17 protein-coding genes are annotated in these 14,206 nt (G+C 32.6%); 4 read left to right on the forward strand and 13 right to left on the reverse strand.

The window, feature by feature from the left end; genetic code table 11:
• The gene (locus tag PTA89_RS09005; protein ID WP_324177499.1) at positions 1–606 is read left to right on the forward strand and encodes a response regulator transcription factor; all 606 of its coding nucleotides are present in this window, start codon (positions 1–3) and stop codon (positions 604–606) included.
• A gap of 72 nt (positions 607–678) precedes the next feature.
• Complete coding sequence (locus PTA89_RS09010) at positions 679–1,476, forward strand: tyrosine-protein phosphatase (protein ID WP_324177500.1); 798 nt, start codon at positions 679–681, stop codon at positions 1,474–1,476.
• 121 nt (positions 1,477–1,597) lie between these two features.
• On the opposite strand, the gene bsh is transcribed toward PTA89_RS09010, so the two are convergent.
• The 7 genes from bsh to PTA89_RS09045 all read right to left on the reverse strand — a co-directional run bounded on the left by bsh (position 1,598) and on the right by PTA89_RS09045 (position 4,858).
• On the reverse strand, positions 1,598–2,572 hold the full coding sequence (gene bsh, locus PTA89_RS09015; RefSeq protein ID WP_032494136.1) for a choloylglycine hydrolase: 975 nt from the start codon (positions 2,570–2,572) through the stop codon (positions 1,598–1,600).
• 91 nt (positions 2,573–2,663) lie between these two features.
• Complete coding sequence (locus tag PTA89_RS09020; protein WP_098034758.1) at positions 2,664–2,888, reverse strand: hypothetical protein; 225 nt, start codon at positions 2,886–2,888, stop codon at positions 2,664–2,666.
• Between the two features lie 45 nt (positions 2,889–2,933).
• Positions 2,934–3,173, reverse strand: a complete 240-nt coding sequence (locus PTA89_RS09025) for a hypothetical protein (protein ID WP_003699090.1) — start codon at positions 3,171–3,173, stop codon at positions 2,934–2,936.
• A 214-nt stretch (positions 3,174–3,387) separates the two neighbouring features.
• Positions 3,388–3,573 carry a YjcQ family protein gene (locus tag PTA89_RS09030; RefSeq protein WP_308738492.1) on the reverse strand — a complete coding sequence of 62 codons (186 nt, stop codon included), beginning with the start codon at positions 3,571–3,573 and terminating at the stop codon, positions 3,388–3,390.
• On the reverse strand, positions 3,557–3,703 hold the full coding sequence (locus PTA89_RS09035) for a YjcQ family protein (RefSeq protein WP_283604636.1): 147 nt from the start codon (positions 3,701–3,703) through the stop codon (positions 3,557–3,559). The genes PTA89_RS09030 and PTA89_RS09035 overlap by 17 nt, the downstream gene beginning before the upstream one ends.
• 32 nt (positions 3,704–3,735) lie before the next feature.
• A complete protein-coding gene (locus tag PTA89_RS09040; protein WP_301207647.1) occupies positions 3,736–3,963 on the reverse strand; it encodes a hypothetical protein in 228 nt (75 codons plus the stop codon).
• Entirely contained in the window at positions 3,956–4,858 is a 903-nt protein-coding gene (locus tag PTA89_RS09045) for a hypothetical protein (RefSeq protein WP_324177501.1), read from the reverse strand. Before PTA89_RS09045 ends, PTA89_RS09040 begins: the two co-directional genes overlap by 8 nt.
• Before the next feature lie 492 nt (positions 4,859–5,350).
• Between PTA89_RS09045 and xerS the strand changes: the two genes are divergently transcribed.
• Positions 5,351–6,448, forward strand: a complete 1,098-nt coding sequence (gene xerS, locus PTA89_RS09050) for a tyrosine recombinase XerS (RefSeq protein WP_003703247.1) — start codon at positions 5,351–5,353, stop codon at positions 6,446–6,448.
• Between the two features lie 47 nt (positions 6,449–6,495).
• Here the strand turns inward: xerS and aroD are convergent, their stop codons facing one another.
• The 5 genes from aroD to PTA89_RS09075 are packed head-to-tail and all read right to left on the reverse strand — an operon-like array spanning position 6,496 to position 11,589.
• On the reverse strand, positions 6,496–7,254 hold the full coding sequence (gene aroD, locus PTA89_RS09055) for a type I 3-dehydroquinate dehydratase (RefSeq protein ID WP_324177502.1): 759 nt from the start codon (positions 7,252–7,254) through the stop codon (positions 6,496–6,498).
• A 12-nt stretch (positions 7,255–7,266) separates the two neighbouring features.
• Positions 7,267–8,142 (reverse strand): shikimate dehydrogenase, encoded by an 876-nt coding sequence (locus PTA89_RS09060; RefSeq protein WP_034982230.1) that lies wholly within the window; start codon positions 8,140–8,142, stop codon positions 7,267–7,269.
• Between the two features lie 20 nt (positions 8,143–8,162).
• A complete protein-coding gene (locus tag PTA89_RS09065) occupies positions 8,163–9,878 on the reverse strand; it encodes an FAD-dependent oxidoreductase (protein ID WP_034982231.1) in 1,716 nt (571 codons plus the stop codon).
• A gap of 18 nt (positions 9,879–9,896) precedes the next feature.
• The gene (locus PTA89_RS09070) at positions 9,897–10,724 is read right to left on the reverse strand and encodes an SDR family NAD(P)-dependent oxidoreductase (RefSeq protein ID WP_003699078.1); all 828 of its coding nucleotides are present in this window, start codon (positions 10,722–10,724) and stop codon (positions 9,897–9,899) included.
• Positions 10,725–10,752: 28 nt separating this feature from the next.
• Positions 10,753–11,589 (reverse strand): sugar phosphate isomerase/epimerase family protein, encoded by an 837-nt coding sequence (locus PTA89_RS09075; RefSeq protein ID WP_087367326.1) that lies wholly within the window; start codon positions 11,587–11,589, stop codon positions 10,753–10,755.
• Between the two features lie 158 nt (positions 11,590–11,747).
• Between PTA89_RS09075 and PTA89_RS09080 the strand changes: the two genes are divergently transcribed.
• Positions 11,748–12,644 (forward strand): LysR family transcriptional regulator, encoded by an 897-nt coding sequence (locus PTA89_RS09080; RefSeq protein ID WP_069469604.1) that lies wholly within the window; start codon positions 11,748–11,750, stop codon positions 12,642–12,644.
• Positions 12,645–12,693: 49 nt separating this feature from the next.
• On the opposite strand, the gene PTA89_RS09085 is transcribed toward PTA89_RS09080, so the two are convergent.
• Positions 12,694–13,914, reverse strand: coding sequence for an MFS transporter (locus tag PTA89_RS09085; RefSeq protein WP_324177503.1), 1,221 nt, complete (start codon positions 13,912–13,914; stop codon positions 12,694–12,696).
• Positions 13,915–14,206 lie beyond the last annotated feature (292 nt).

Consider the following 14,206-nt stretch of genomic DNA (forward strand, 5'->3'; position numbering starts at 1 on the left):
ATGGTCAGTATATTTTTGGCTGAAGATCAGCAAATGTTAAATAGTGCTTTGGCGATGTTACTTGATTTAGAAGATGATTTTTCAGTAGTTGGAACTGAAACAGATGGTCAGGTAGCATTGGAAAAAGTTATTACGCTAAAGCCAGATGTTGCTATTCTGGATATTGAAATGCCAGGACTTTCTGGGCTAGAAATTGCCAAGCAACTTCGCCTAATGAAATTGGATATAAAAATCATAATTTTAACTACATTTGCACGTAGCAAATATTTCAAAGACGCCCTTGCTGCAAGGGTTAATGGGTATTTATTAAAAGATAGCCCAAGTGATTCTTTGGTTAATGCAATAAAGACAATAATGAATGGTGATACAGTATTTGATCCTAAACTTGTTACTAGTATTTTGAATACTGTTGATAATCCCCTAACAGATCGCGAGCAAGAAATTCTGGCAGCTTTAAAAACTTGTGCTTCAACTAAAGAATTGGCACAAAAATTTTTCTTGTCTGAAGGTACTATTAGAAATTATATCTCCTCTATTCTCAGTAAGACAGGAACACGTTCGCGTTTAGAAGCTGTAAATTTAGCTGAAAAACGAAACTGGATCTAATAACTTATGTTTGGTAATAGGCTTATTTTTTGTTAAAATCATATTTAAAGCCACACTCCATGGAGGGATTATATGGAACAAAAACCACTATTACTAGATATAAAACATGGATTTAATTTTCGTGATTTAGGTAGTTATAAAACATTAGATGGACATAAGATTAAAAAGCATAAAATTCTGCGTTCTGCTAATTTGGCATATTTGTCTGAACGAGACGTTAACTATTTAGATGACTATGGTCTTAGATACGACGTAGATTTCCGTTCAATATCTGAAAAGGAAGTTGAACCTGATCGAATTAGCAATAATGTTCATTATCATTTTAATCCAGTTTTTTCAGAGGATGAGACTCGTAGTACTAAGAAAGATCAAGAGACTAGATATAAGACCTACAGCAAGATTAAAAATGCTGGTTTTGAGGATATGTTGAAAGCCTATAAAGATATTGTACTTACAGATGGAGCTAAAAAAGCATATCGCCAATTCTTCGATCTATTGTTAGCTAATGATAAAGAAAATGAAGCCCTATTGTTTCATTGTACAGCTGGTAAAGATAGAACTGGTATGGGAGCTGTTTATTTGTTAACTGCACTAGGTGTAGATAGTAAAATAATTCATCAAGATTACTTAGCATCTAACATTTATACAGAAACTGTTCGAGCAAAGAAAATAGCTGATGTAAGTGGAATGGGTCCAGTAATGTCTGCGAATATTAAGGCTCTATTTGAAGTTAATGAAGCTTATTTAAATCATGCTTTGCAGTTGATGAAAGATAACTTTGGTGGGATAAATAATTATTTGCATACAGAATTGAAGTTGAATGAACAAGAAGTTTCAGATTTAAGAAAGATATATTTGACAGACAAGTAAAGACTTAATGGCTGAATTAAATTCAGCTTTTTTTGTTTTAAAACATTTATAGTTGCAATGTAATTTTATATTTGTCACAATAAATAAAACTGGTACCTTACTATGATACCAGTTATTTTGCTTAATTCAACTTATTTATTATTTGTTTTCTTTCAAATGGATATACGACTAACTTATTACCATTCTTATCTTTATTTAAAGTAACAGACACTATTTGTCTATTTTCATAGGTTGTATAATATAACGTTTTGTTGTCCAAATCATAGCAATTCGAATATACAGTATATTCTTCTTTTCCTGATTCTGTCTTATTAACGCCCTTTATCTGTTCTACTGTCCCTAGTATATGGAAAAACTGAGTAATATCTTCTTCTACGGTCGTCCCTTTACTTGAATTTAACTTGCTAAAAGCAGCTCTCACAAAACGAGATTCGGGAGATACATCGCCTGGTAAGCCAATACCACCAAAACCGGTACCGTCTACCTTTAAATCCACGCTATCTGAGAATGTATTTTGTGGTGTACTGATAGATAAGTTGCGATATTTATTCAGATTGTACATCTGATAATTAAATTCCGGATTATTAGTCAATACTCCAATTGGATTATCATAAATATGTACGCCAGATTTAGTTACTTCTACTACAATGGATTTTTCTCTATCTGCAATTAACCAATGTAACCCTGCTAAAGGTAATTGTTCGCTAAAACTAAGATTAATGAGATTTATTCTTTCAACTAAATTTCTTGCTTCATTAACATCACTACACTGTCCCAGAATCCATGGAATAAACTCGAACGGCGTAATATTATCTTTATCATTCTCTAAAGCATCGCTATAATATGCATTTCCAGGAAAATTCAATCCTGCCATTCCTAGTCCATCCTCATTAATAGCATCAAAATACAGTGGATAATCATTAGCGACAATTCCAACACCTATTAATGATTTATGATTCTTTATAGCTTTTTCCTTTCTAAATTTAAACTCATATTCAGCCGGAGTAATGATTACCTCCTCACTATATGAAAAATCTAAATCTAAGTTTCTTCCAAAATAATTACTATTACCATTTAAAGTAATTGCTGTACACATTTTTATCACTTCCTATAAGAGTATCAATGTCCTTTTTAAACTAATAATGCTAGTAGTTTTTAATTGTAAAAAGCAGTTTAACAGCTATTATCTATTCTTCATCTACTAAATTCACAATATCACCTTCAAACTTTCCATGGACTAATAATCTAGTAATGCCTCTAAGTAAGGCGCGGCCATCAACAACAAGACTATCCACTTCAAATACTGTGCCGTTTTTATCAACTATCTTTCGTCCTGCCTCAATATCTGTTCTCTGTATAGAAATACACGAAATATTTTCACTTTCTAAGTAAAAAATATCTATAGCTTTCATTAGTATCTCTCCAATCTCTTGAGACTACTTAAATCTAGATCAATATTATTCCGTATGCTTATATAACTCTATTCTATTCATATCTTTTAAATAAATGGCATCTCCATAATCTAAACTACCAGTTGTATTATATATAATAGCATCTCCAACATCATTGTCTTCAAGAAAATCTATATCCAGGAGAAAAACTTTTACTATCTTTCCATTCTTTAACCACACATTAACCCATTTACATTGGAATTTATCCAAAATATCATACAAATTAGATTTAATGCTGATTTTCATTTTATAACTAACATCTCCCTTTACTTTGTTGGGACAAATATTATAACTATCTTTTGCCCTTATCTAGATATACCAAATTATATAACTTCATTCACATCTATTATACTACTTTTCAATTTATGCAATCGATCTCTAGCGTAATAGAGACTTTCCTCTTTGCTAAATATAAGTCTGTATTTTTTATTGTATACAAAAAAAGCACCCATTACGAGTGCTACATCAACGGCAACCAATCTTTAGTTTCTTTAAGCGTATTGTATGCCTTTCTTATCAAAGAATTTTCTTCTAAGTACTGAATGATATACCAACTTCTAGGATGGTTAATTTGACTCATCTCTGGTGGTATTACATCTAGAAACTCAATGCCTTTAATATAACCATCATCATAGTGTTTGATAATACTGTCTGTCTGAAATACCTAATCTATTAGCATTAAGTGATTCAATGTTTGGCTCCAAACCATTCTCGTAACAATCGTTCAAGTACTTTAGAATTTTAGTTGCTACTTTTGCATAACTAATATTCATCAATAAAATGCTCTCCTATTGTCTTATCTCCTATTTTAAAGGATACTATTTTCAGGATTTGTATATGGAATATATATCTCATAACTCAAATCATATGGATAAAGTACCCATCCTTCCTTATCTTCATAGCTCTTATTATTAAAGGCTGGACCCAAATAGCATGTTTTACCACCAATAACGGTCTCTAATTCATCATTTATAGACAATTCAAACTTAAGCCAATCTAGTCTTTCTTTTATAACATCACTCTTTACTCTAATCATCTTTCCAGCCTCCTTTTTTAAGAATTGTAAATTCTGATTTAGTTGGTTTTCTCCAACTCTTTCTTTCCTTCAACTTTCCATCATTATCAAAGATTCTATAAGTTTTTATTTCACCTTCAGTATATGTATACTGAATATCCTCCTCAGTATTTTCTTCTTTATCATCACGTTTACCAATACCAGATACAATCCCTGCAGCTAATGCTTTCTTCAAGCTATCTGCTTTTTCATCAGCTTCTACTTCAGTAGGAATTCTACGACAACGGCAATTAGGATGTGAACTTCCTGGAATTCTTGGACTAGCTTCATCATCAACTTTGTATGGTCTCAAAGCTCCAATGACTAAGCATTTCTTACAAGCTCCAGGTTCTGTTACCCAATCAAAATACTTTATTTTGTTTTCTTTGAAGAAGATGTCTGTTAATTCATCTTCACGAGCTGCAGCTTCTGTTCTTGCTAACCTTTTAGCTGATACAGTAGCATCTATCAAAGCTTTAGGTATGTTATCATTTCTCATGCTTTTAGCATTTCCTGGAAATAACTTCTCAGCTATATCTTGAGCTCTCATACCTTGCCTAAGCATAGAATTTAAATTTCTATCAATTCGATTTAGTATTTGATCATGATCTAACCATAAACGTTCTGTCCATAAAACAAAATTATTATCTTGATTAGAGAATACATAATTATCTTTAGATATTGGATTAATCTTGCTTTTTTTAGGAGATTGCAAATTTTTCTTTTGATAATAATATTCTTCATCAACAGCAGTTTTATTATTTTTTCTAATCACTTTTGCAACTTTATGAGTCATTCTAATTAAAGCTATGCCTAAAGTAGCTGTAATTAACTTTCCTAGCGACATTTGACTAATTGCAAGGTAATAGTCCAACATTAAAAGCACCCAATTTCTTGGATGCAAAAATGAATATAACGAAAGTGGACAGGATTTGAACCTGCAACTGTCCGACTATCCTACATGCTTTTCCTTATAAGAACGACAAGTTAATTCCACTAGATAAACCTGCCTCTACAGGAGCGGGATCTTGAATACCATGCTAGTGGGCATATAGTACCAAGCTAATACGCAAATCTTATCAAGTACTGGGTCATTTTTCTTGGTAAGTAGCCGTTGTTTCCCCCTTTAAAACTACTTCACTCTCATTATTTATTTTTCCATATTTTTTTCGCATATCCAATATGAAATCTTTGCATTTTTCTTTTCCAAACTAAAGAACAATCCAACTAACTTAGTTTATTTCATACCATTTACCACTTAACATATATATTTACATTATGAATTAACACAAAGTATAAGTTATATTTAACACGAAACTTAAATTTCATGGTATAATACTATTATCAAATGAATGTTCGGAGGATAACTATGCAAAAAGAAGTTGCAAATAAAAAAATCGATGAGTTGCTACATGAGCTCCCTTATTATATGAATGATTTTGTTATTGTAAAAACCGCTGATGAATATTCTCCTAATACTATTCTTGAATACTTGAAGAATTTCCATCAATTTTTGATTTGGTTGATTGAAAATCATTATGTTAACGAAAATAAAACTAGTGATATCGCCCCAGAATCGCTTGATAAGCTTACAGTTCGTACTGCTACTGAATACAAATCTTATCTTTTACGCCGAAAAAAGCAAAATAAAAAAGCTCTTGATAAAAATGGTCATAAAGAAGAATCTACTGAGACTCTATCTAAAGTAACCATTCAACGTAATATCACTGCTTTAAAAGTGATCTTTAAGTTCTTAAGCAGAAGTGCTAATAACTCTCAAGAAAAACCTTTTTTAACACACGACGTTATGCAAAGTATTGATAATGTGGCTGATAAGCAAACTCTACAAGCTAGAGCTGATGCTTTAGAAGAAAAGTTATTTTTGGATGATGAAACTGATGAATATCTACAATATATCAAAGAAGTTTATCCTCAGTCATTATCTACTCAAGCTAAGAAATTCTACAATCGCGATGTTGAAAGAGATTTAGCTATCAACGCTTTAATGTTGGGATCTGGTCTCCGCTTATCTGAAGTTGTCAATATCAATATTGAAGATTTAGATTTCGAAAATAATCGAGTTGCTGTACTTAGAAAAGGAAATAAAAAAGACTCTGTTAGGATTGCCGCTTTTGCAATGGAATATTTAGCTAATTATCGTGATATTCGTGCTAGCCGTTATCGTGCAGACAAATATGAAAAAGCATTCTTCTTAGCTATTAGTCGTGGTGGTTCCAAACGCATTACTGGCTCTGCTATTGAAAAAATGGTTTCCAAATACTCTAAAGGGTTTAAAGTTAGAGTTACTCCTCATAAGTTGAGACACACTTTGGCTACTAGATTGTATAAACAGACTAATAATCTTGTCTTAACTGCACAACAATTGGGACATAGCTCAACTGCTACAACTACTCTTTATACTCATATTGATAATGATGAAACTACGGATGCGTTAAATTCTTTATAATACACAAAAAAGAAGTTGAACCAAAAGTTGATTCAACTTCTTTTTGTTTATTCAATCTTTAATGTATCTAAAATTCCTTTTAAATTAGTACTTTCAATTTGTCCTGGTGCAGAAGCATCGCCTACTGTACCAAATGTTAAGCAAGAACCAAAGACTTCACCACTTATTCTGGTTACCTTACCTAAATCTCCCATCGCCATTGTAATTAATGGACAATTTAATTTGTACTTCATATTGTCTGTGGCTAGCAATAGATTTAAAACATCACGTGCACTATTAGGCATTACTGCAATTTTAGCAATATCAGCACCAAAAATCTTCATCAAAGTTAGGCGTCTTTCTAATTCAGAAGTTGCAGGAGTTTTATCGAAGTCATGATTACTCATGATAATATAGATATTATTTTCATGAGCTTCAGCAATAATTTCCTTTAGCTTACTTGTTTTTCTGAACAATTCTAAGTCCAACAAATCTGTTGCATTTTCTTTAATCAATACGCGACAAATATCAAAATATTCTTCTTCTGATAATTTTTTAACTCCACCTTCGAAATGTGTTCTAAATGTAGTTAATAAAGGCATTTCACTCATAACTTGGCGTAGTTTTTTGGCTGTTTCAACCAACTTTTCAGCATTTTCAACTTGATCAAAGAAATCTATTCTCCATTCAATTAAATCAGCGTTATTGCTAGACATAATTGTTTCAGCTTGTTTTATGATATCATCACTTGATTTTCCGGTAATTGGAACAGCTATTTTAGGACGACCCGTACCGAATTCAACATTTCTTACTTTGACTATCCTCATCAAATTCACCGCCTAGTTATCTTCACTAAATAATAGTTCTCTGATGTAGTCTACAGGCATATCTTCACCTGTCCATAACTTGAATGCTTCTGCACCTTGTTCTAACATCATACCTAAGCCATTAAGAACGTGATCTACGCCAGCTTCTTTAGCAACTTTCATTAATTTTGTTTCTCTTGGTGCATAAACTGTATCGAAAACAATCATATCTTTGTGGAACCAACTAGGATCTTCAACTAATGTCATGTCTTCTAATGGTTTCATACCTACACCTGTAGCATCGCAATAGATGTAACTTGAAGCAATTTCCTTCTTAAAGTCTTCTTTATCTTCTAGATGATGTAGTGTTGCTTTACAATCTGTTTCACGATTGATGATTTCAACGTTCTTTTCAGCTTGTGCCCATTGAGCATCATCTAAATTGAAGATAGAAATTTCCTTTACTCCATCAAGTGCTGCTTGAATTGCGATTGGAGTACCAGCACCACCAGCACCTGCTAATGTCATCTTCTTACCACGAATGTCTAAGCCTTCATCAGCTAAAGACTTCATGAAACCTGTTCCGTCAGTTGTATATCCAGTTAATACACCATTATCGTTTACAACTGTATTTACAGCACCAGCCATTTTAGCTGCTGGATCTAATTTATCCAAATAAGGAATAATCTTTTGCTTATTTGGCATAGATACGTTAGATCCACGCATATCTAAAGTTCTAATTGCATCTACAGCTTTTTCTAGTTTATCATTATCAATTTCAAATGCTAAATATGCATAGTTTAAACCTAATTTAGCAAAAGCATTGTTATGCATTGTTGGTGACATAGAATGTCTAATAGGATATGCCATCAAACCAATTAATAAAGTATGTCCATCGATACGTTCCATTTTAATTATCCCCTTTAAAGTTAATTTTCACTTATTTCAGCTGCTTCTTTTCCTGCTACAAATCCGGAAGAAATGCCCCATGAGTTCATCATACTTGGCATAGAATCGTGTCCATTTGCTCCACCGATTACTTCACCTGCAGCAACTACATTAGCCAATTTATTACCATTTTCAAATTGTAGATGTAGATCTGCATCTGTTACAAATCCACCTAATGTGGTTGCAAAACGATCACGTTGTTCAATGATGTAAAATTCATCGCCTTCATATTCATGTAAGAATTTACTATCTCGGCCAAATTCTTCATCTTTTCCATGTTTAGCATAGTCATTGTATTTTTGAACAGTTTCACTTAAACCAGCTACATCAATACCTGCTTTTTGTGCAACTTCTTGTAAACTACCCTTCACAAGAATTGGATTACTCTTTCCGTCTTTTGCAAAGTAATCAGCGATTTCACTTTCACTAAAGTCATGTAAGACTAACAACTTGTAGAATTCATCCCATGTTCGCTTATCCATTACTAAGAATGCCACTCTGTCTTTTTGTTTTAAGACTGCATCTCTCAATTCAGCATATACATCAGATTCATTAACGATTCGTTTACCATCTGTATTAACATAAATTGCTCCCATATCAGTAGCAAGTTTAGATGCATATGTTGTTAACTTAGCAATTCCTGGTTCAGTTTCTACCCCATGAGGATATACTTTATACCAGCCTAAGTTTCTTGTCTTCAATTGTAATGGAGCTAAGAATTGATAAGCATCGCCAGTTGATGTCATTGGTCCATAATAGTATAAACCTTGACTTTCTGGTCCACGCATCTTTGTATTAGCACCATAACCACCGGAAGCTAGAACTACTGCCGAAGCGAAAATCTTGGTTGTTTTATGCTTTCCTTCAGTCACAATACCAGTAATTTTATCACCGTCAGTTATAACTTCTTCTACTCGACTATCAAGTAAGATTTGGCCACCTTTTTCTTCAAAAGCTTTAGCAACTTTAGTGATAAATTCATAACTACTTGATGTTGGTAATTCAACTTGACGTTCAACTGAATGTTCTGGTGTTTGAGTTTGAGCTTTTCGATATTCTAAACCAGCAAATTCAGAAATAAAATCAATTGCATCACCAATGTTATTTGCCATTAAATTAGTTAACTCAGGAACATTAGTGTCTTTTGATTCACGTCTAACATCATCTGCTAATTTTTCTGGTGTATCATTATCTGCTTCATCACCAAAAATATTCTTAGCAACTTTAGAGCCTGTTGCAGTTACATTAGAACCATTTAGGATTGTAGCTCCACCTAGGTAACCATTTTTTTCTACTAAAATTACTTTCTTTCCTAGTTTTAAGGCACGACATCCAGCAACTAAGCCAGCTTCTCCACCACCGATAACAACAACATCTGTATGCAATTCTTCGGTTACATGAGGAATATCTTTTTTCTTAGAATCAATCTTTACTTCTGCTTCTTCCACCGCATCTTTAGCTGATTTCAAAATTGCATCACTCATGACAGTAGCGCCACTAATTGCATCAATATCAAAACTTTGATTATCAAGAATATCATCTCTTAATTTTGAGAAAACTTGATTAAAGATACCTTTTGTTTCAGAATGTTTCTTTACATCAACATTTACAATTTCTTGATTTTCAACTCCAATTTCCAAATCAATTGGTCCGTTATGCCCTTGAGCTTGAGCAGTAATTACTTTCTTTTCAGTCATATTTTTCACTCCACTAAATTACTTCTTGTGGTGGTCAATTGCATATTGACGACGTCCACCTGGCTTTGGAATCATATCTTGCATCATAATACCGATACCACCATCAACATTGATCTCATCACCATTTGTATAATCTGAACGATCACTTGCTAAGAATAGTACAGTATTAGAAATATCCTTCAATTCACCAATACGCTTGCTTGCTACTAAACGACTACGTCCATCTTCAACTTCCTTATCTTTGTAGAAGTCTTTTGATAATGGAGTTTTAACTAAGCAAGGAAGTACACAGTTACTACGTACACCAAATTGTCCCCATTCAGCTGCTATTTGTTTGGAAATCATGTTTACAGCAGCTTTTGTTGTACTATATGCACCAGAATATGTTTCTGGGAAATGAGAAGCAACTGTTGAAATATGAACCATTGTACCTTTCTTTTGTTTAATCATTTGACGACCAAATCGTTGAGAAGTTAAGAAATAACCATTAATATTAATATTAATTTGTTGTTTCCATTCATCAAATGTTAAATCTTCCAATGGTGAGAAACGAAGAATTGCTGCTGTGTTAACTAATACGTCAACACGACCAAATTTATCAACTACCTTCTTTACAGCTTCATCTACATCATGTTCATCTGTAGAATTACATACAACTGCAAGTGTTTCTACTTTAAATTCATCAGCTAATTCTTTACTTAATTTTTCAACACGTTCTTCAGCGATATCCATCAATACTAATTTAGCGCCTTGTTCAGCAAAGTCATGAGAAAACTTTGTTCCCATACCACCAGCAGCACCTGTAATTACAACAACTTTATCTCTTAATCCTAACCATTCAGTCATAAATATTAACCTCTTTTCTTCAATTCAATTAGTCTAAAATTTCTGGCCAAGCCTCTTTCAAAACTTTTTCTGTATTCTTATAAGTATAATTAGCTACCCAATCAATACCTTTGGACATATAGTTATCAGAAATAACTTCAACCCCAACAACTTTTGGATCGATACCAGCTTCCTTGATCATCTTTAAGAATGCTACTGTGTCAGCTTGCCCCACACCTGGAGCTAAACGATCATGCATTGATTCGTCTCTCAAGATTGAATCTGCATATGGTCTTTCATAAGCATCATCAATTTGGATAGAAATAACTTTCTTAGCTTGTTCTTTTGTCAACAAATCATAAGGTTGGTTAGCACGAACCCAGTGCCATGTATCTAATAGCATCATTGCGTTATCACAATCAGCTTTTTGCAATACTTTCCATGTCTTATCTAAGTTTGGTAAACCACTATATGGCATTGGTTCAAGGGCAATAATTAAATCTCCAGCTCTATCACATAATTCTCTAAGTTTTTGTGCGGTATAGTCTACAGGATAATCTTCCATTAAACCTGTATTAATATGCTTTACACCAAATAGTTCACACATATGGAAGCACATTTGTTCCTTATACTTTTGTTCGTATGAGCGGGGTTCTTCACACCATTGAACAATGTATTCTACTTCTGTACAAGTGATATTGTATTTATTCAAAATATCTATAATATCTTTATCTGTAAGCCCTTCATTTAAAGCATCTACATATGTTTCAGCTCTTAAACCGATGCCATCATAGCCAGCTTCAGCAGCAGCTTTACAGCGTTGTTCAAATGTACACTTATCTCCCAATGTCCAAGAACTTATAGTAATAGGATTTTTCTTACTCATAATAAAACCCTCCTCAGAGTTTGTGATTTATTTAATTAATTTTTACACTTTTAATATATATCAATAATTTCTATACGTCTAATTGATATTTTTTCTATAATTGATATAATATTTCTATACGTTGCAATCGTTATCAAAAATTGAAAAGAGGGCCTTTTATGAATTTACAACAATTACAATATCTTCATGTCTTAGCTCAGACTGAGAATTATACACAGGCTGCTGAAATGTTACATATTACACAACCTTCTTTAAGTTACGCGATTAGTTCCTTAGAGAGTCAAGTTAATATCAAATTATTCGAAAAATCCGGTCGAAACATTAAGTTAACTCGTAGTGGGAAAATCTTTGTTGAAGAAAGCTTAGCTGCTATTGAATCACTCAATCGTGCTATTGAAAGAGCTAAGAAATCCGAAAATAACAAAGAAGTTATTAAAATTTCAATGCTACGTTCTATTAGTTCTCACTGGTTACCAGCTACTATTCGAAAATTTTTAGATGATATTCCTGAAGAAAAACAACCTTCCTTCGAATTTGAAAGTGGTATCGGTTTTTCACACTCAATCTTAGACGAATTAAGAGAAGAAAAAGTAGACGTTGCATTCTGTTCAAAGATTGATAACTTGGATGATGTTGATTATTTCCCTGTATATGAACAAAAATTAAAATTCATAACTCCACTTAACCATCCTCTAGCTAATAAAACCAAAATTAATTTGAAAGACACTTTAGACTTTAAATATATTACTTATTCTTCTAATACTGGTTTACGTGCGGAAACTGAACAACTATTTTCAATTTGCGGTGGCACCCCTGATAGTGTCTTCGAAGTTGACGAAGATGAAACTGTAGCTGGTATGGTTGCGGCTAACTTTGGTGTAGGAATTGTCCCAGAAATGCCAATTCTTAGAACATTAGATGTTAAACAAATCCCAATTGAGTTTCCTAAGTGGCATCGTTTCATCTACATGGCCACTCTTAAGCGTCATTACCAATCTCCAGCTGCTTTAGATTTCATCAATTTTATTAAGCAAAATTCCGATGCTGGAAAATAATAAGAATCACTAGAATTGAATTTCAATTATTCATTCTAGTGATTCTTTTTTAGATGAATTTATACTTGAAGCAACGTACTGCTAAAATTATCATTACGATTATTCCTAATACTGAGACAGCTACATCTAAAACAAATACATGAACTAAACTGGCTGCTGTATCATCTAGGATAAAGGTAGACACAATCGGACCCACAAAATATGTTAAAGCAGCCGCAAAACTATAGTATCCTGTAACTCTCCCTTTTTCTTGTGGAAAATAACGAGATAAAATTGTTAGACCAACTTGCCAAATGCCACCTGCTGCAAAGAAACCAATTGCGATACTTGTCAAACGTGCAATTGTTGGCGTTGGATGAACAACCATCATAGCTAACATCGCTGCAGCAACAATTGAATATGCCAACAATACTTTAAATGGATGCACTTTTCTAACTACAGTCGATGTGATAAATACCGAAATTAGAGAAGAAATAGCATACCATGAAATCAACGTTTTAGAAAAAACAGGTGTTGATCCAATAACTTTTTCTGCAAATACTGGTGCATATTGTGAGTACATATAGAATATAAATGATAAAGTAAATCCTAATATTACCATTCCTACCCCATCAATCAAAACAGAAGGCTTGTTTGTAGAAGTTTCCAAGATTTCTTTTTGTTCACTAACTGTTTCTTTAACTATTGTCTCATTTTTACCAAAATTAGTTACACTCACTTTTAATAGAAGTAATCCTAGCATCACTGCCATAGCTGGAATAATGATGTATGCACTGTGTACTGCTGCAATTACTAACGGTAAGATCGTTTGCGATAATGACATTGAAGCTTTTACTAGGGCATTCATACTAGCAGGTTTCTCTGGAAATTTTTCCGTTAATAAAGGATAGCTACCAGAATCATTAAATGAATTGGCATTGCCTAAAAATAAACTACAAATTGAAGCCATCCAAATATTTCTACTTACTAATAAACCTATCAAAAATATGATGTTGGAAATTGTTCCGATAATTATAGTATTTTTTCTACCAAATTTATCCGAAAACCAACCCGCTAATAAAACAGTAATCAAATGTCCTAAACCTAGCATCGAAATAACAATTGAAATTCCTTTTAGATCTGTATGCCATAATTCCATGAACCAACTATGGAATTGAGAAACCAGAATGATTGATGATCCCCAGACGAAATAATTAAAGTATACATAGAAGGCTAATACTGATCTTTTAGCTTTAGGTTGATTTTTCTTACACACAATAGGGAATTCCATTCCGTTCCCCTCCTAACTTGTTATCTTTTTCACATTTATTATACGTTAATTTTATCTATTATTTTTTTAAAATTCCAATAGACTTTATTTATTTTATTTTTCAATTTTATCTATATGTATAATTATTTTATATTTTATATGCTATAAAATTAATATTGTTTACGGTTACTAAAACATTTATAAATAATTAGATCCTATAGAATATTTATATGATTAACTTAAAATATATCAATTAGACAATACAGGATAGATGACTTATATTAAAAATGTAAATAGATTGATAAAAAAATCA

This window comes from Ligilactobacillus salivarius (genome assembly GCF_035231985.1).
GTDB lineage: Bacteria > Bacillota > Bacilli > Lactobacillales > Lactobacillaceae > Ligilactobacillus > Ligilactobacillus salivarius.